At 39.6% G+C, this 16,117-nt stretch carries 19 protein-coding genes; 7 read left to right on the top strand and 12 right to left on the bottom strand.

The window, feature by feature from the left end:
- Positions 1–297: 297 nt before the first annotated feature.
- The 6 genes from NYR17_RS06340 to NYR17_RS06315 form a co-directional block, all read right to left on the bottom strand.
- Complete coding sequence (locus tag NYR17_RS06340; RefSeq protein ID WP_302504886.1) at positions 298–1,176, bottom strand: IS982 family transposase; 879 nt, start codon at positions 1,174–1,176, stop codon at positions 298–300.
- A gap of 218 nt (positions 1,177–1,394) precedes the next feature.
- Positions 1,395–1,595 (bottom strand): hypothetical protein, encoded by a 201-nt coding sequence (locus NYR17_RS06335; protein WP_302504885.1) that lies wholly within the window; start codon positions 1,593–1,595, stop codon positions 1,395–1,397.
- Between the two features lie 44 nt (positions 1,596–1,639).
- On the bottom strand, positions 1,640–2,938 hold the full coding sequence (locus NYR17_RS06330) for a glycosyltransferase (RefSeq protein ID WP_302504884.1): 1,299 nt from the start codon (positions 2,936–2,938) through the stop codon (positions 1,640–1,642).
- Positions 2,925–5,453 (bottom strand): hypothetical protein, encoded by a 2,529-nt coding sequence (locus NYR17_RS06325; protein WP_302504883.1) that lies wholly within the window; start codon positions 5,451–5,453, stop codon positions 2,925–2,927. The genes NYR17_RS06330 and NYR17_RS06325 overlap by 14 nt, the downstream gene beginning before the upstream one ends.
- Positions 5,454–5,459: 6 nt before the next feature.
- Positions 5,460–5,687 (bottom strand): hypothetical protein, encoded by a 228-nt coding sequence (locus tag NYR17_RS06320; RefSeq protein ID WP_302507027.1) that lies wholly within the window; start codon positions 5,685–5,687, stop codon positions 5,460–5,462.
- 12 nt (positions 5,688–5,699) lie between these two features.
- A complete protein-coding gene (locus tag NYR17_RS06315) occupies positions 5,700–6,749 on the bottom strand; it encodes a DUF6263 family protein (RefSeq protein WP_302504882.1) in 1,050 nt (349 codons plus the stop codon).
- A 213-nt stretch (positions 6,750–6,962) separates the two neighbouring features.
- Between NYR17_RS06315 and NYR17_RS06310 the strand changes: the two genes are divergently transcribed.
- The 3 genes from NYR17_RS06310 to NYR17_RS09690 all read left to right on the top strand — a co-directional run bounded on the left by NYR17_RS06310 (position 6,963) and on the right by NYR17_RS09690 (position 8,836).
- Entirely contained in the window at positions 6,963–8,003 is a 1,041-nt protein-coding gene (locus tag NYR17_RS06310; protein ID WP_302504881.1) for a PLP-dependent cysteine synthase family protein, read from the top strand.
- Positions 8,004–8,072: 69 nt separating this feature from the next.
- Entirely contained in the window at positions 8,073–8,432 is a 360-nt protein-coding gene (locus tag NYR17_RS06305) for a DUF2200 domain-containing protein (protein WP_302504880.1), read from the top strand.
- A gap of 230 nt (positions 8,433–8,662) precedes the next feature.
- Positions 8,663–8,836 (top strand): VOC family protein, encoded by a 174-nt coding sequence (locus tag NYR17_RS09690; RefSeq protein WP_438826600.1) that lies wholly within the window; start codon positions 8,663–8,665, stop codon positions 8,834–8,836.
- Between the two features lie 71 nt (positions 8,837–8,907).
- On the opposite strand, the gene NYR17_RS06295 is transcribed toward NYR17_RS09690, so the two are convergent.
- Genes NYR17_RS06295 through NYR17_RS06285 form a run of 3 tightly spaced genes read right to left on the bottom strand, consistent with a single transcriptional unit; the run spans position 8,908 to position 10,035 of the window.
- The gene (locus NYR17_RS06295) at positions 8,908–9,132 is read right to left on the bottom strand and encodes a PDZ domain-containing protein (RefSeq protein ID WP_302504879.1); all 225 of its coding nucleotides are present in this window, start codon (positions 9,130–9,132) and stop codon (positions 8,908–8,910) included.
- A complete protein-coding gene (locus NYR17_RS06290) occupies positions 9,087–9,761 on the bottom strand; it encodes an aspartyl protease family protein (protein WP_302504878.1) in 675 nt (224 codons plus the stop codon). Before NYR17_RS06290 ends, NYR17_RS06295 begins: the two co-directional genes overlap by 46 nt.
- The gene (locus NYR17_RS06285) at positions 9,709–10,035 is read right to left on the bottom strand and encodes a retropepsin-like aspartic protease (RefSeq protein WP_302504877.1); all 327 of its coding nucleotides are present in this window, start codon (positions 10,033–10,035) and stop codon (positions 9,709–9,711) included. Before NYR17_RS06285 ends, NYR17_RS06290 begins: the two co-directional genes overlap by 53 nt.
- Before the next feature lie 126 nt (positions 10,036–10,161).
- Between NYR17_RS06285 and NYR17_RS06280 the strand changes: the two genes are divergently transcribed.
- From NYR17_RS06280 to NYR17_RS06265, 4 genes are read left to right on the top strand one after another with little or no spacing between them, the layout of a single operon-like run.
- Positions 10,162–10,977, top strand: coding sequence for a CPBP family intramembrane glutamic endopeptidase (locus NYR17_RS06280; protein ID WP_302504876.1), 816 nt, complete (start codon positions 10,162–10,164; stop codon positions 10,975–10,977).
- A 13-nt stretch (positions 10,978–10,990) separates the two neighbouring features.
- Positions 10,991–11,563, top strand: a complete 573-nt coding sequence (gene rdgB, locus NYR17_RS06275; protein ID WP_302504875.1) for an RdgB/HAM1 family non-canonical purine NTP pyrophosphatase — start codon at positions 10,991–10,993, stop codon at positions 11,561–11,563.
- 46 nt (positions 11,564–11,609) lie between these two features.
- On the top strand, positions 11,610–12,524 hold the full coding sequence (locus NYR17_RS06270) for a ribonuclease Z (protein ID WP_302504874.1): 915 nt from the start codon (positions 11,610–11,612) through the stop codon (positions 12,522–12,524).
- A gap of 3 nt (positions 12,525–12,527) precedes the next feature.
- The gene (locus NYR17_RS06265; protein WP_302507023.1) at positions 12,528–13,304 is read left to right on the top strand and encodes a TIGR02757 family protein; all 777 of its coding nucleotides are present in this window, start codon (positions 12,528–12,530) and stop codon (positions 13,302–13,304) included.
- Positions 13,305–13,348: 44 nt separating this feature from the next.
- On the opposite strand, the gene gcvT is transcribed toward NYR17_RS06265, so the two are convergent.
- Genes gcvT through NYR17_RS06250 form a run of 3 tightly spaced genes read right to left on the bottom strand, consistent with a single transcriptional unit; the run spans position 13,349 to position 16,076 of the window.
- Positions 13,349–14,431, bottom strand: coding sequence for a glycine cleavage system aminomethyltransferase GcvT (gene gcvT, locus NYR17_RS06260; protein WP_302504873.1), 1,083 nt, complete (start codon positions 14,429–14,431; stop codon positions 13,349–13,351).
- Positions 14,432–14,437: 6 nt separating this feature from the next.
- Positions 14,438–14,959, bottom strand: coding sequence for an isopentenyl-diphosphate Delta-isomerase (idi, locus tag NYR17_RS06255; RefSeq protein WP_302504872.1), 522 nt, complete (start codon positions 14,957–14,959; stop codon positions 14,438–14,440).
- Positions 14,960–14,996: 37 nt separating this feature from the next.
- Positions 14,997–16,076 carry a M42 family metallopeptidase gene (locus NYR17_RS06250; RefSeq protein ID WP_302504871.1) on the bottom strand — a complete coding sequence of 360 codons (1,080 nt, stop codon included), beginning with the start codon at positions 16,074–16,076 and terminating at the stop codon, positions 14,997–14,999.
- Positions 16,077–16,117 lie beyond the last annotated feature (41 nt).

Below are 16,117 nucleotides of genomic sequence, written 5' to 3'. Positions count from 1 at the left end.
ACCACTATCATATACGTTCTAAAACACTATCATATACGTTCTAAACCACTATCATATACGTTCTGAACCACTTATACGTTCTAAACCACTATCATATACGTTCTGAACCACTATGATATACGTTCTAAACCACTATGATATACGTTCCGAACCTACTGCAATAGGTTATACAACCGCCTACAACACGTTCCGAACCACCTGTAATAGGTTATACAACCACCTGCAACACGTTCCGAACCTACTGCAAGCCCCTTGCATAAAGGTATTAGCTCGTATTTAAATAACCCCGTTGTGCATTTAGCACAAATTCACTTTAATTTTGTTCAAATCTCTCTTGAATACGAAAAAATTGAGATACTGAATCATGGTAAAAGAAGTGATTTTTGACAGTATTCTTGTAATGAATCCCTGAAAAGTTTTGGCTAAGTTGATGCCCATTAAAAACTGTCCGCACAGCTGGGAAAAATTCGTCTCAATACGTTTTCTAATTCTTGATTTGACTTTTGGAAACGCTACAAAATCATGCTGGTTTTTCCGCATCGGAACGGATAAATTGATGTTAGAACAGTTAAATAAATCCAGTTGAATTTCCTTGCTGATATAGCCTCTATCCCCGATTAACTCACAGTTTTTAAAGTCTTCTTTGATGTCTTTCAGGTAGTTGATATCATGGACATTAGCAGGTGTAAAATCAAAGGAATGAAAGATGTCATTTTTGTCGCAAACCGCATGAAGTTTGTACCCAAAATACTTTGATTTTTTGGCAGCACAATACCCAAATGAGGGGTGTATTTCATCGGTGGAGCAGATGGCGGAACGATGGGCTCTACTCACTTTACAAATTTCAATAGGGGTTGAATCTACGATAAAAACATCGGTAAAATCTGAGAATTTTTCACTTAGGGTCTTCCTTATTTTTTCGATGTATGAAAAAAGTTTTCGTTTTCTTTTGTTGTAAACGCTTCTTTCTATTTTGCTGTCTAATTCTGTTCCAGCGATGCATCTAAATAGCTGAAGTTCAGAGTTTATTGACATATATTCCGCGGTAATATTCAGTGCCACTAATTCCATATCAGACAACTTCGGTTTTCGGATTTGCTTTTTAGTAGGAATATTTTTGCAAGTTTCTTTCAGTTCTTTCAAAATAATTTTGTAGTTTTGTATAAGATTGTTCATGTATTTAATCAATTGATAACTAATTAAATATACGACTTTTTAGTCGAATGAACAATCTTTTTTTATTTTTTTTCCTAAATGCACAAGGGGCTATATATAATAATTTTATAAAAAGGAGATATAAATATACATTCTAGCAAATTCATCATTAGAAGGCAAGTACCTACTAAAGAAATAACAGATAAAAAAATATATATAATTCTAAGCTTTATCATATATTACATTATTGAATAAATAGCATAAGCAGCACTAACTTGAGACATTACAAATGCTCCTGCAGTCATAAGGAAACTTCCTCCCATTGTTACTGGAGCAAGTAATAATCCAGATGCCATTGCTCCGTAAATAAAACCTTCTTTATCTGAACATTTTAGCATTCCTTTTAATTTCTCCATTTCTTTTAACTCTAACGATTTCATAATAAAGATAATTTTAAATAAAATAAGATAGATTTTTTATAAAATTAGTTTATTTTTTCCAAAAGATCAACCAATTGCTTTGTAAGGTTTTTCCTTGAAAATTGCTGAATTTGTCGCTGTTGGGTTGGCATACTTTGAGATTTCCACTGTTGGTATATTTGTAGAATATAACTTTTCACTTTGGAGGCCTCAGCGTAAGTGAAATGCTTGCCTGTATGGGTTTCGTGGAGAATTTTTTTCACATCTGCACTTGGCGGACCAAAAGAAAGAATAGGTTGTCCCGAAGCAAGATATTCAAATAATTTCCCTGGAATAATCCCTTGAGATTGAGGGTTCGGAAAGTTGGTTATAAGAAGAACATCGGCATTTTTCATTTCCGTAACAGCATCATTATGAGAGAGGTAGCCTAAAATTTCTATTTTGGATTGTAGTGGTGTGCCTTGCCATTCTTGGATGATTTGAGGGTCTATTTTCCCCACCAATTTCAACTTAAAATCTTGACTGAAAGAAGGTTCTTCTTTTAAAATTTCATTTAAAACAGTCCATAAAACTTTCGGATTTCGCAACTGTTCCAAAACGCCAATATAACTCATCACAAAGCCTTGATGCTCAAGTGTTTCTGATGAATTTTCTGTTTCTTTATCAAAGCCATTGGTAATGCAGAACGCATTGGCACCTTGGGCTTTAAAATGTGCCGCATCCGTGTAGCTGGTGGCTAAAACGAGGTCTGCATTTTGGAAAACTTCTTGCTCTAAATGCCGATGTTTGCGGTCGGCAAAGGGCGTTAATTTAAGATGTTGGTAATAAGAAATTTCTGTCCAGGGGTCTCGAAAATCCGCCACCCATCTCAGGTTCGGGAATATTTTTTTGAGCCGAAGCCCTATCAAATGCATAGAATGCGGCGGTCCCGTGGTCACCAAAACCTCTGTGGGATTTTGCTCTAAATACCGCTTTAGGAACTTGACCGATGGCTTCACCCAAAACACGCGAGCATCAGGGATGAAAAAATTCCCACGAATCCAGATTGAAAGTTTGGATTTCCATGATTGATTTTTGCCGACATCAAACTGCCCAGATTTGAATTTTTTATTCTGTCGATTGAGCTTTTCTGCGATGGCATAAGGCTCCCAAATTTTCGTTTTTATGATTTTGGTCTGTGGGGAAGCTTCTGCGTTGAGGGTTTCATCAATCAGAGGATAACTCGGATTTTCAGGAGTATAGACCGTTGGAGTCCAACCAAAATCGGGGAGGTATTTTACAAATTTAAGCCAACGCTGTACCCCTGGACCGCCTGCAGGTGGCCAGTAATAAGAGATAATAAGAATGTTTTTAGGCTTTGGCATTTCGTTTTTTAGCAATATAAAAAATTCCTAATATACTCAATATCAAAAATATACCGAAAGCCAACATTGAAACGATTTTCCCTTTTGATAAAACTTCGGGTTCAAAAACCATTTTAATCGTGTGTTGTCCCTGAGGCACATACGCTGCACGCAATAAATAATTGGCTTTGATGTACGGTTGCTCTTGACCATCGATAAAGAATTTCCAACCATAAGGGTAAAAAATCTCCGAAAATACTGCCAATTGAGGCGTTTTAGAAGTGGTTTTATAAATCAATTCGTTGGGCTGATAAGAACTAAGATGGATAAACGCTTCGGCATCTGGCTGCAGGTTTTTCCCCTTTAAATAAGGCTTATCATCGGTGCTGATGACTACCGTTGTTTTAGAATTGATTTCTCCAATTTTGGCTAATTCCTCGTTTGGCGTATTCGCCCATTCTATATTAGACACCAGCCACGCATTGCCATTGGCTTCTATATTAGAAATGACTTCTTGTTGCTCAGAATTGCCCACCACAAAATATTTCGCATTCAGCATATTGAGTATTTTAGGCATTTTAATGGTGTCTTGCTGCACAAAATAGGCATTGATTAAATCATCATAACGGCGCAATTTAGCCGCACTATAGCCTCCAATAGAAGATTTAAAATAGGAAGTATTGGTCTCGTTAAAGGTGCCCAAAGTGGTGTTGAAGATCCGATAATGTGTGGTGTCTTTCTCTGCCAAAGTCGCCAAAGTTTTGTTGATGTGCACTTGGGAGAGTAGGTTTTGAATATAAGGATTGTTGCCCGCTTTATTGGCAAGATACTCGTTATTTTCGGTTTGGAAAGGGTTTTCTGCAAAGGTTTTATCTACAAAGTTGGAACTGTTAAGGTAGCGCTGATTAACGGTCACTAAATCAAACAAACTCAATGCCCCAATGAGCAACAATGCGATATAGGGTTGCAGTTTTTTCTTCAAACTTAAGAATAAAATTCCAGCCGTTAAGAGCACATAAAGCAAAGCTTTTAGGGTGTCCACGCGGAACATTCTATATCGTTCGTTTTTTATCAATTCTAAAAGGGTATCTGGCAAGGCTTGTTGCTCTTCGGGTCTATAAAAATCCAAGAAAGAACGCCCACCGAGCCATAATATCAGCAAAAATCCGCCCACAACAGCAGTGGTGTAGAGTAATTTTTTTTGTCTTTCCTCAGTAGATAGCTTTGGGTTGGTAAAAAATTGATACAATCCTAAAATAGCAATCAACGGAAATAACAGCTCTACCACGACTAAAATGGAAGAAGGCGCTCTAAATTTATTATAGAACGGCACAAAATCTATAAACCAATCGGTTAGTGACATCAGGTGATGTCCCCACGCCAACATAATACTCAAAATAGTAGCGCCTAAAATCCAATATTTGTATTTTTTTTGAGCAAAGACAAAGCCTAAAATTGCTAAAAAACAAACGATAGCCCCTTGGTAGGCAGGTCCAGAAGTGCCAGGTTGGTCGCCCCAATATTTTGGCACTTGGTTAATCATCACCTCGTAGATGTAGTCGCGTTGTTGAGGATCGTCGGTTTCGTTTTCTAAGGTTTGCCTTACATTTTTCTTGAATTCATCGGAGCTTTCCTCTTGGCTACCGCCGCCGTAGAGCCTCGGAATCATTAAGTTAAGGGTTTCCAATTTGCCATAACTCCACATAGTGATGCTCTCTTTGTCCATACCCGAAGATTCGGCTTGGGTGTGATCTTTAAGGATTTTTTTACCTCTTACAGTTTCTTTTACATATTCGGCATTGGCCATCATCCTTTGGGCATTCATCCCGATACCGAGTGCTACGGCCAGCGCCAGAAGTCCTGTGGCTTTACCAAAATGAAGCCAAGTGCTCTGTCCTCTGAAAGCTCTAATGGCTTCGGAGAGGATTAAAAACCCTATGGCGATGAACAGATAATAAGTCATCTGGATATGGTTGGCTGCCATCTGTAAGCCCATAAACAAAGCGGTTACAATGAAGCCTGCCACATATTTTTTTCGCATATAAAGCAAGAGAATGCCTGCCAACAATGGCGCAAAATAAGCAATGGTGTGGACTTTTCCATTATGCCCCGCAGCAATGATGATGTAATAATAGGTAGAGCAACCGAAAAATGTAGCGCCCAATAGGGCATACCGCCAGTTTTTAACGACCACCATTCCTAATAAAAAGAAACCTGCAAAAAGTAAAAATAGATAATTGGCAGGCTTCGGCAGGAAATTGAGCGCTTTGTCCACTTGTTTAATCAGATCGCCACGGAACTGCGCACCAGTTTGATAAGTGGGCATACCGCCGAACATCGCATCACTCCAATAGGTTTCTTCGTGGTGCTGCGCGCGGTAGTCCAAGAGTTCTTTGGCGCCACCTTTATAATGGACAATGTCGGGCTGAATCAGTTGCTTTCCCGAGAAAATAGGGTAGGCATAAAACAAGGCAAAAAGGAGAAACAGCCCCAAACAGCCTACAATATAAACGATGTTTTTTTTAGATTTCAGCATAAAATATCAGCGGTTAGATGAATCTTTTACCTCCTCGTAGTCTACAGTTTCGGCATCCCAATTGAGGTTTGAAGTTTTATTTTTTTCGCCTTTTTGCTGAGGATGATTGGTTTTATTTTGATTCTTCTGATGCGGAAAATATTGATAAAACTGATTGAAAAATAGGCGTTTAAGAATATTCCACACGAAAAAAATCACAATGGTGGTCAGAATAAGCTCCAAAATATACTTCATCATTAAGTGGTTTTAAGGGTTAAGGGTTACACTGGAATTGGTGGTTTGCGTCATCGTTTGGCTTTGCTTACCATCGGAAAGGCTTTCTTTCTGCGTGGTGGTCATGGTTTGTTTAGAAGTGAGCACCCAGCCAGAGTGAGCATCTAAGACAATTTTTCCGCTTTGGTTGCCTTCTATGCTGATGCTATGCGTGATGCCTTCTTGCTTTTTACTCTCCGATTTTTTAGGAATACCACCTTTAATGTTGATTTCCGCCTGATCTCCAGTGACATTAGACAAAGTATAAGTAGTGGTCAGTTTGAGTTTGCCATCAGGGGTTAGATTTTCGGTTTCTGTCCAAGATTGCCCAATCTTAGCGCCTTTTTTAGGGAGAATGTTGAGGCTTTTGGTAAATTGCTCTTTAAACATTTTTTCATTAAAACCTTGTTTAAAGCCTTCTATAAACTCTTTTCTTTGTTTGGCATCTTTGATTAAGCTGGCGGTCTGTTGTTCTATTTTTTTATAGATGGCATCAAAACCAGCAATGGATAGCACCTCGCCAGATTCGTTCATTTTGAGCTGAAGTTGGTTGCCAGAAAGGGCTTTGTTGACCGTCCACATCGCTTTGAGTTGTTCTTCCTTAGGGGCGGCTTTTTTGGTGTCTACCACCACAGTTTTGCCTTGTGCCGAGGTTTTATTGACTTTCCCCACCAGATTAACGGTAATATTATAAACGCCATTTTCTATGCCATTTACGGTAAAAGTAATTTCATCCGTCATCTCTTGTGTAGCGCTCATGGTCTTTCCTGTAGGGTCTTTCACGGTGGTAATATCTTTCTGAAACGAAGTGAGGGGATAAGTTTTCCCTTGCTCTAAGTGAAATTTTACGGAATAAATCCCTGCAGAATCAGTGATGGCAGGCTTCACTTCTGGAATTTTGGCAGTTTCTTCCTGTGGTTGCTCTACAGCGATGGTTTCTGCCTTTCCTGTTTCTTTATTGATGACAACTTTGGTTTCTTTATTCTTGTTGCAGGCTGTAAGTGCCAAGGCTAAAAGCCCGAATGTAGCGAATTGTTTTATCATTGTAATAAGTTGATTTTAATTTTTTATAATTATGGCAAAGTTAATATTTCTTTTTGTAATAGCCTTATTTCTCGTTTAAATTAACAGATTTTTATAAGTCTGCACCGTGATAATAAAGTATAAAATAGAGCTTGAAAATTAAACGCTCATTTAATAGTGGTATTTTTAATTTTTTACTAACTTTGCACCCAGTTTTTTTGAGAAATGAATGATATGGACAATCAGGTTTATGATAATATTTTGGAAATGATAGGGAACACCCCTATGATTAAACTCAACCAAATTACAAAAAACATCAGTGCCAAGGTCTATGCTAAGTTAGAATCTGCCAATCCTGGGCATTCTACAAAAGATAGAATTGCACTTCACATTATAGAACAAGCCGAGAAAAAAGGACTCCTAAAACCAGGTGCCACTATTGTAGAAACCACCTCTGGAAACACTGGATTTTCTATCGCAATGGTCAGCATTATCAAAGGTTATCAGTGTATTCTTTCTGTGAGTGATAAAACCAAGCCTGAAAAAATTGCCTACCTTAAAGCCTTGGGTGCCAAAGTTTATGTGTGCCCTGCCAATGTGCCAGCGGACGACCCACGCTCTTATTACGAAGTAGCGAAGAGAATAGCGGCAGAAACGCCTAATTCTATCTATATCAATCAGTATTTCAACGAGTTAAATATAGATGCCCACTATACCTCTACAGGTCCAGAAATTTGGGAACAAACGAAAGGCAAAATCACGCATCTTATCGCTTGTACAGGGACAGGAGGCACGCTTTCGGGCTCTGCGAAGTTTTTAAAAGAGCAAAATCCAGACATTAAAATCATTGGTGTAGATGCCGATGGATCTATCCTAAAAACCTACCACGAGACAGGGGAAATCAACAAAGAAGAAATCCATTCTTACCAAATAGAAGGTTTAGGGAAAAACTTAATACCTGGGGCGCTTAGGTTTGATTTAATTGATACTTTTGTCCGCGTGAATGATGAAGACAGCGCATACAGAACCCGCGAAGTCGCGCTTAAAGAAGGCATTATGGGCGGTTACACCACAGGGGCGGTTACGCAAGCCTTGTTGCAATACGCGCAGGAGCATCCATTTAAAGAAGATGATGTGGTGGTGCTCATTTACCCAGACCACGGCTCCAGATACATCAGCAAAGTTTATAGCGATGATTGGATGAAAGACCAAGGTTTTACCCACCACGAGCTGAAAAGCTATGCCGATATGAACGAAACCATTTATATTAAATAAAACACAACGACCCTCGCTATTTTGGTGAGGGTTTATTGTGAAATTTTAGTTTTTTAATCAAAATAGCAAATGCAACCCACCGAGAAACATAACCAAAAAATAGCACGGCTTACCTTTGCCGAAGTCTATCCACATTACCTCAAAAAAGTAGAAAGCAAAGGGCGTAGCCAAGCCGAACTTCATCAAATTATCCAATGGCTCACGGGGTTTGATGAGCCACAATTACAACAAGCGATTGATGAACAACTGACTTTTGAAGCCTTTTTTGAACGCGCCCAGTTGAACCCCAATGCCTCGCTGATTAAAGGTGTCATTTGTGGCTATCGGGTGGAGGAGATTGAAAATCTGCTAACCCAAAAAGTCCGCTATTTGGATAAAATTATTGATGAGCTAGCTAAAGGCAAAAGCATTGAAAAAATCTGTCGCTAAGCCGAAATTTAGAATAAAAAATCATTGAATCTTTTAATCATTAAATCTTTTTTAATACTTTAACCAATCAAAAAATAAAACAAAATGGTACACCTAACATTTATCTCAATTTCAATGGTAATTGCGAAAAAGCTTTTACCTTTTATCAATCTGTTTTCGGAGGCGAGTTCCCTTATGTAGGGCGTTTCGGCGATTGGGCTCCGACTTTCCAACAAGGCAATAATTTTTCGGTGGCACTTTCTGCCGACTCTAAGGAGGAAGCCGATGATATTTTTGCAAAACTTGCGGAGGGCGGCACGATCACGATGCCTCTTATGGACACTTTTTGGGGCGATTATTTCGGAATGCTTACCGACCGCTTCGGCATCCAATGGATGATGAGTTTTGATAAGAATAAAAAGTAATCCTTTTTATCATCTCAAAATAAAAAGTTACCTTATCAAGGTAACTTTTTTGATCTATAAAGGCTCATATGCTATTTCAAAAGATGATAGAGTAGGTGCTTTAATTTCATCTTTTTGCCCCCTTTTTTGAGTTCTTCTTCCATCGTTTCTAAGCAAGTTTTACCATTGATAGAGAGAATTTGGTCACCTTTTCTCAATCCTTTTTGATAAAAAGGAATGTTTTTAATCTGAATTTTGCCCTGTTCCTCCTCTAAAGTAAATCCTGTGAGTGGCAGCCTAAACGCCTTATCAAACAAGGAATTCGGTTTAATGTAAAATATTTTTTTCTCGTAATCAAGCACCAAGTTAAAACGGTTGATAATTTCCGCCCCATAATGCCTAAATAGCTTTTTATAGCGCTCACTCCCGCTTTATCGGTAGAGGCAGAAACGATAAAATCTTTAAAAGTATAACCGCCAAAGTGCAACTCTTCCACCATAAAATCCTTAGGAACAGAGGTTTTAGAAAGATTTTGAGAATAAGAAGTTAGGCGTTTTTGGTCAGCATTGGGCAGTTGGTGTTCTTCGGCAAAAGGCGCATTAAATAACAGAGCGAGCCCCGCACCGCTATCAAATAAAATGGTACCTTGGTAGTTTTTTCCGTTGATTTTCACCTCAATATCAAACTGCGGAATAGGAATTCCATTTTTAAACTCAAACGGAACTGCTTGATAACCATCAAGATTGAGCGGTGTATCAAAACGGTAAAGATAAAACTGATGTTGGTCAAAATTGATTTCCGTTTTATATTGGCTGAGGAGAGCATTGCCGATAATCCCATCAAACTGGCGACCAAAACTTTTTCTAAAACCGGCTAAATCATCAAAAATTAAATTAACCCCAGTCAACGAGGTTTTTCCCACTTCCACCGCTTGGTTCAGCGCCATATGATAAGTTTTTTTTGCCGCCTGCACCAGAGACATCTTGCTGATGATTGGACTTTATACCGAGTTTTTCGGCAGTATTTTGGTCTAATAAAGAAGTGGTAGCGCCCGTATCAAAGAAAAAAGAGAGCGGCTGATTTTGGATTTTGGTTTGTATAAAAATAACGCGGTCTTTATAAGTTTCAAAGCTGAAATGATCTTGGTAGTCAGGAGAAACTTGCGACCATAGCGGCATTGCAACAAGGCTTAAAAACGCGGTAGTGAGTATGTTCTTCATTGATTTAATTTCTATTTTGCCACAAAGATAAAAAAATACTTAAAGATTAAAGCCGCACGGTTATAGGATGGGCAGCGATGCCGCGCGGTATCACATAATTTAATATATTTGTCAAAAAATAAACAGATGCAGAATAAATTCACTCTTACAGGAACTGGCGTGGGTGTCATCATCATTTCCTATCTATTGGTACAGTTGGTATTGTCGCTGATTATGGTGCTGGATATGTTTATATTTAAGACTGATATTCAGTATGGTATGGGTTTTATGATGCTCAGTTTTATCCTGAGTATGGGTGTACCTATTGTGACGTTTGATTATTTTGTCGTTCGGAAGCAAACAGGGCGACCGCTAAGTTTTAGCTTCAAAAAATTACCTGTTTTAGACTATATTTTGCCATTTTTTATGATGTTAGGAATGACCTTAATTTCCGAGAGCATTGCGGCGCTTGTCCCTACTTCGGAAGGCTGGCTGGCAGAGTGGTATAGTTATGTTAATGGTATTTTTAAACAAATGCAGGCAGAATCAGTGGGGATGTTCATTATGATAGTAGGGTTGGCGCCGCTGTTAGAAGAAATTTTATTCCGAGGCATTATCCAGCGAGGGCTTATCAATAAAGGGCTGGCACCTAAACAAGCTATTTTTCTTTCGGCGTTAATTTTTGGTTTGGTGCATGGCAACCCTTGGCAATTTATTGGTGCGGCGATGTTGGGCTTGGTACTGGGCTTGGCATATTACAAAACCAAATCTATACTATTGCCCATTTTACTGCACGCGTTTAATAATTTACTTTCTTTTTTGATGATGTTTTATTCGGATAAAGAAACCTTGGCAGAATGGCTGGGTCTCAATCTATGGTTCGGATTTTTTGTCGGAATACTAATTTTCGGTGGATTTTATTATTTGTTTATGCATAGAAAAATCCATCATATTGAAAAATAAAAAATAATCATTTATGGCTAAAGAAATACTTATCGCAACACACAACGAGCATAAAAAAGCCGAAATACAGCAAATTTTAGGTTCAGATTTTGAGGTGAAAAGCCTAACCGACTATCAACTGTACGATGAAATCGTGGAGGATGGTCAATCTTTTGAGGAAAATGCCCTCATTAAGGCAAAATATTGCTTTGAGAAGACAGGACTTTTGAGCATCGGTGATGATAGCGGTCTGGTAGTGGAGGCGTTAGATGGTCGCCCAGGGATTTATTCCGCAAGGTACGCTGGCGACCATAATTTTGAAGCCAATATCGCTAAAGTTTTAGAGGAAATGAAAGGCATAGACCACCGCAAAGCTTATTTTATTACGGTGCTTTGTGCGATTGATAGCTCTGGTATTCAGTATTTTGAGGGTAGAGTAGAGGGGCAGATTTTGAACGAACATTTAGGACATCAAGGCTTCGGTTATGATCCTATTTTTGTCCCAGAAGGCTACACCAAAACCTTTGCAGAAATGGCACCCGAAGAGAAAAACGCTATAAGCCATCGCAGGAGAGCTCTTGATAAATTACTGAGAAACCTTGAATAGTTGATAAATTTTGCCGACCTTTGTCAAGACTTAAAAAACAATTCCATTGAGTGCACAATTAACGATATTAGGCTTTAATTCCGCAATTCCCACGGTCAACTCATCGCCCACGGCACAACTTTTAGAAATGCAAGAGCGCTATTTTTTGATAGACTGCGGCGAGGGCACACAGGTACAGCTCCGCAAAGCCAAGGCTAAATTTTCTAAAATCAATCATATTTTTATTTCGCATCTCCATGGTGACCATTGCTTTGGGTTGCCTGGTTTGGTGGCATCTTTTAGGCTTTTGGGCAGAGAAAATCCGCTGCACATCTACGGACCTAAGGGCATTAAAGAAATGCTGGAAACCATTTTTAACATCACCGAAACCCACAGAGGTTTTGAGGTCATTTATCACGAGTTAGAAGGGCATCAATCGGTGAAAGTGTATGAAGATGCCAAGGTGGAAGTTTATACCATTCCGCTGGATCATAGGATTTATTGTAACGGCTATTTGTTTAGAGAAAAACCCAAAGAACGCCGCCTTAATATTGAAGAAATTAAAAAATATCCAGAAATACAAGTTTGTGATTATCATCAACTTAAAAAAGGTAAAGATTTTGAACTCTCTGATGGTTTTATCCTAAAAAATGAAGTTCTAACGCTGCCGCCAGAGCCTTCCATTGCTTATGCTTTTTGCAGTGATACCCGCTATTTAGAATCCATTATTCCGATAATTGAGGGCGTAGATGTGCTCTACCACGAGGCGACCTTTTTACACGAACTGAAAGATATGGCGGACTACACAGGGCACAGCACGGCGAAAGAAGCGGCTACCATAGCCCAAAAAGCCCAAGTGAAAAAGTTGATTTTAGGGCATTTCTCTAACCGCTATTCGGATTTAAGCGTTTTTACCGATGAGGCACGCCAGATTTTTCCAGAAACCTACCTCCCAAAGGCGTTGGAGGCTATTCCACTATAAATGATGAGAGAACAAGAACTGAAAGATTTTTTGGATGAAAAGGCAGACCACTATAACCATCCAGATTTTATTCATGACGATCCCATCCAGATTCCGCATCGTTTTACGGTTAGGCAAGATGTGGAAATTACAGGTTTTTTAGCTGCCACCATCGCTTGGGGTAACCGTAAATCCATTATCAAAAGTGCGGAAAACATCCTCAATATTATGGGGAACAACCCTTACGATTTTGTACTAAACCATACCGAATCCGATTTAAAAAACATCGGCGATAGAGCTTTGCATCGGACTTTCCACAGTGCTGATTTTGTTCATTTTATGAAGAGGATGAAAGTGGTTTATCAGCAATATCCCTCTTTGGAAGATTTATTTTTGATGCTTCCTAACGAGACCAATTTTTATCACGCCTTGGAGCGCTTTAGAACCCAATTTTTAGGCGAAGAGTCCCACCGCAGTCATAAGCACATCAGTTCCACTTATAAAAACTCGGCGGCTAAACGGCTGATGATGTACCTTCGTTGGATGGTCAGAACAGACCAGCGTGGCGTAGATTTTGGAATTTGGACGCGCTTAAATCCTGCCCATTTATCCATTCCGTTAGATGTACACACGGGAAATATTGCCCGAAAATTAGGCATTCTCACCCGAAAACAAAACGATTGGAAAACCGTGGAAGCCTTAGACCAAACCATCAGAAAATGGGACGCTCAAGATCCTGCCAAATATGATTTTGCCCTTTTTGGATTAGGCGTTTCTGGCGATTTAGATGAAATTGAATAAAAAACAAAATGCCCTCTGAAACGATGCTCAGAGGGCGTTTGTTTTTATACAAATGGAATTTTAACCACTTGGGCAGGGATATTTTTATTTCTAATTTGAATAAAAATCTCACTACCGATTTTAAAGTGCGGTTTTGCCACATAGGCTAACCCAATTCCGACTTTTTTCATTGGGCTCATCGTTCCAGAAGTAACCCTGCCTATCGTATTACCTTCGGCATCTACCACGGCGTAACCATGCCTTGGGATGGCTTTTTCTTGCATCTCAAAACCGACTAATTTTTTGGTGATGCCAGCCTCTTTTTGCGCTGCGAGGAAATCTCGGTCTACAAACTCTGTATCCAGTTTGGTAATCCAGCCTAAACCAGCTTCCAATGGCGAGGTGGTATCATCAATATCGTTACCATAGAGGCAGAACCCTTTTTCTAACCTCAAAGTATCGCGTGCCGCTAAACCACAAGGGATAAGCCCAAAGGCTTCGCCGGCTTGGGTTAGGGCATCCCAAATCTGCTCAGCATATTCGTTTTTAAAATAAATCTCAAAGCCGCCACTGCCCGTATAGCCTGTATTAGAGATGATGACCTCTCCCACGCCATCTACTGTACCCACGGTAAAGTGGTAATACGGAATTTCCGAAAGGTTAACAGGCGTGAGTTTTTGTAGCGTTTCTACCGCTTTAGGCCCTTGGATAGCGATGAGCGACATTTCATCAGAAACATTGGTCATTTTAGCACCAAATTGCTCATTATATTGAGAAATGTGTTGCCAATCTTTTTCAATATTAGAGGCATTTACGACCACAAAATAGCGCTCATTATTCATTTTATAGACAATTAAATCATCTACAATGCCGCCTTTACCATTCGGAAGGCAAGAATATTGGGCTTTGCCATCTTGTAGAGCCTCTATATTGTTAGAAGTCACCCATTGCAATAAATCTTTTGCGGTTTTTCCTTCTATGAAAAATTGTCCCATATGCGAGACATCAAAAATGCCGACTTTCTCTCTTACAGCAAAGTGTTCTTCGGTAACGCCCGTGTATTGTACTGGCATTTCAAAACCAGCGAAAGGGACCATTTTCGCCCCTAAGGCGATGTGTTTGTTAAATAAGGCTGTTTTTTTATTCATTAGATTTTAATTATGATGTTCTATTTCGGATAAATATTCGTTTAAGATGATTTTAAACCACTCGGTATAGCGCGCAGGCTGTTGTTGGATGTCTTTTTTAAGGCTTTCTATATCAATAAATTGAACTTCGGCAACTTCATTAGGGTTTAAGTGAAAATCACCATTATAAGTACCTACAAAAACATGGTCCAGCTCGTGTTCCCAGAGGCCTTGTCCCACTTCGGCTTTATAGATGAAGTTAAATTTTTCCTGAAGCTCTACGCTAATGCCCAATTCTTCTTTGAGCCTTCTTTTGGCGCCTTCCATATAGGTTTCGTGGGCTCTGGGGTGGGAGCAAACGGCATTGGTCCACAATAATGGCGAGTGGTATTTCTGTGCGGCTCTTTTCTGAATGAGCATTTCGCCCTTTTCATTGAATAAAAACACGGAAAAAGCACGGTGTAATAGTCCACTTTTATGGGCTTGCATTTTCTCCATCAGCCCCAACACTTGGTCTTCTGGCGTTACTAAGACAACTTGTTCTTGCATAGCATTTGTCAATTTTTATATCAGGTTGCCCCTATGTTTAATATTTAAAATATTTGAGATCCATATCGGGTTTTATGTTGAGCAAGGTTTCGTAAATGAGGGAAATAACATGCTGCACATCGGTTTTGTCCACCATTTCTACCGTGGTATGCATATAGCGTAACGGCAAGGAAATCAGGGCAGAAGGCACCCCGCCATTAGAATGTGCAAAGGCATCAGTATCCGTTCCTGTGGCGCGACTGGCAGCCGCTTTTTGGAATGGGATGTTGTTCTTTTTTGCAGTTTCTGTGATGAGATTTCTGATGTGATGATGAACACTCGGTGCGTAGAAAACCACGGGACCATCGCCACATTTTTGGTCGCCTTCTTTCTTCTTATCGATGAATGGCGTAGAGGTATCGTGGGTAACATCGGTGACAATAGCGATGTTGGGTTGTATGGTGTCGGCAATCATATCTGCGCCATAGAGTCCCACTTCTTCCTGTACAGAATTGGTGATGTAAAGCCCAAAAGGCAGTTGCTTTTTATTCTCTTTGAGGAGTCTTGCCACTTCGGCAATCATAAATCCACCGATGCGGTTGTCCAGCGCTCTACCAACGAAATAGCGCTGGTTCAGCTCAAAAAAAGTATCATTATAAGTGATCATACAGCCTACGGAAATGCCCAAATCTTCCACTTCTTTTTTGGAGCGGGCGCCGCAGTCTATAAAGATGTTTTCTATTTTGGGTGTTGGTTCTTCTTGTTTGGCTCTCGTATGGATGGCAGGCCAGCCGAAAACGCCTTTTACAATACCTTTTTCACCGTGGATGTGTACCACTTTGGACGGCGCAATGCTTTGATCCGAGCCCCCATTTCTAATCACATAGATTAAGCCATCATCGGTAATATAATTGACATACCAAGAAATCTCATCGGCGTGGGCTTCTATCACCACTTTAAAATCTGCCTCAGGGTTGATGATGCCATAAGCCGTGCCATAGTGGTCTAACCTGACTTCATCTACAAAAGGTTGAATATAATTGACCCATTTTTTCTGCCCAGCGTGCTCGTAGCCCGTAGGAGAGGCGGTATTAAGGTAATCTTCTAAAAATGCCAATGATTTTTTTTTGAATTTCATAATCTTAAAAGGTATGATTTTTGCTTTTGCTTTTTATACTT

Source organism: Riemerella columbina (assembly GCF_030517065.1).
In the GTDB taxonomy this organism is placed as follows: Bacteria; Bacteroidota; Bacteroidia; order Flavobacteriales; family Weeksellaceae; genus Riemerella; species Riemerella columbina_A.
The sequence above is the reverse complement of the archived record's forward strand: the minus strand, read 5'-3'. Positions and strand labels throughout refer to the sequence as shown.

Excerpts from the sequence above, each read along its gene's own strand:
- NYR17_RS06280 (WP_302504876.1), top strand. The coding sequence starts at position 10,162 with ATGCAGAATAAATTCACTCTTACAGGAACTGGCGTGGGTGTCATCATC.
- NYR17_RS06325 (WP_302504883.1), bottom strand. The coding sequence starts at position 5,453 with ATGCTGAAATCTAAAAAAAACATCGTTTATATTGTAGGCTGTTTGGGG.
- NYR17_RS06310 (WP_302504881.1), top strand. The coding sequence starts at position 6,963 with ATGGACAATCAGGTTTATGATAATATTTTGGAAATGATAGGGAACACC.
- NYR17_RS06340 (WP_302504886.1), bottom strand. The coding sequence starts at position 1,176 with ATGAACAATCTTATACAAAACTACAAAATTATTTTGAAAGAACTGAAA.
- NYR17_RS06305 (WP_302504880.1), top strand. The coding sequence starts at position 8,073 with ATGCAACCCACCGAGAAACATAACCAAAAAATAGCACGGCTTACCTTT.
- NYR17_RS06320 (WP_302507027.1), bottom strand. The coding sequence starts at position 5,687 with ATGAAGTATATTTTGGAGCTTATTCTGACCACCATTGTGATTTTTTTC.
- NYR17_RS06315 (WP_302504882.1), bottom strand. The coding sequence starts at position 6,749 with ATGATAAAACAATTCGCTACATTCGGGCTTTTAGCCTTGGCACTTACA.
- NYR17_RS06290 (WP_302504878.1), bottom strand. The coding sequence starts at position 9,761 with ATGGCGCTGAACCAAGCGGTGGAAGTGGGAAAAACCTCGTTGACTGGG.
- NYR17_RS06250 (WP_302504871.1), bottom strand. The coding sequence starts at position 16,076 with ATGAAATTCAAAAAAAAATCATTGGCATTTTTAGAAGATTACCTTAAT.
- NYR17_RS06335 (WP_302504885.1), bottom strand. The coding sequence starts at position 1,595 with ATGAAATCGTTAGAGTTAAAAGAAATGGAGAAATTAAAAGGAATGCTA.
- rdgB (WP_302504875.1), top strand. The coding sequence starts at position 10,991 with ATGGCTAAAGAAATACTTATCGCAACACACAACGAGCATAAAAAAGCC.
- gcvT (WP_302504873.1), bottom strand. The coding sequence starts at position 14,431 with ATGAATAAAAAAACAGCCTTATTTAACAAACACATCGCCTTAGGGGCG.
- NYR17_RS06330 (WP_302504884.1), bottom strand. The coding sequence starts at position 2,938 with ATGCCAAAGCCTAAAAACATTCTTATTATCTCTTATTACTGGCCACCT.
- NYR17_RS06285 (WP_302504877.1), bottom strand. The coding sequence starts at position 10,035 with ATGAAGAACATACTCACTACCGCGTTTTTAAGCCTTGTTGCAATGCCG.
- idi (WP_302504872.1), bottom strand. The coding sequence starts at position 14,959 with ATGCAAGAACAAGTTGTCTTAGTAACGCCAGAAGACCAAGTGTTGGGG.
- NYR17_RS06265 (WP_302507023.1), top strand. The coding sequence starts at position 12,528 with ATGAGAGAACAAGAACTGAAAGATTTTTTGGATGAAAAGGCAGACCAC.